The sequence below is a fragment of the Microbulbifer okhotskensis genome, from assembly GCF_023895975.1.
GTDB classification, from domain to species: domain Bacteria; phylum Pseudomonadota; class Gammaproteobacteria; order Pseudomonadales; family Cellvibrionaceae; genus Microbulbifer; species Microbulbifer okhotskensis.
This window is the reverse complement of the sequence record NZ_JALBWM010000480.1, coordinates 1-258: the sequence shown is the minus strand read 5'-3', so window position 1 is coordinate 258 and position 258 is coordinate 1. Positions and strand designations below refer to the sequence as shown.

The 258-nt window shown below is 59.7% G+C and carries 1 protein-coding gene; it reads left to right on the top strand.

The window, feature by feature from the left end; translation table 11 throughout:
- The coding region (locus MO867_RS24480; RefSeq protein ID WP_252473477.1) for a hypothetical protein at nucleotides 1-258 on the top strand (258 nt) is incomplete at both ends.

Here is a 258-nt window from a genome sequence, read left to right as displayed (position 1 = left end):
ATACGCAAACCGGTTGCGGTGTGAATGCGGACCCCTTGTGGCAATCCGCCAGCGTCACCGCCGTTAATACTGATGAGCCCAAGGTCACCTATCAGGTGGACGATATTGTCAGCTTGAATACCCGCACCCATCGCTGGCGGGTGCGCTGGGTGAGTGGCAATAACGTCTCCGCGCGCCTGTATCAGATTGAAGCGGTGGACACCGCCAGCGGCCAGATTACCCAAATCGAACCCCTGCCGTTTGCGGTTGAGCCCGGCG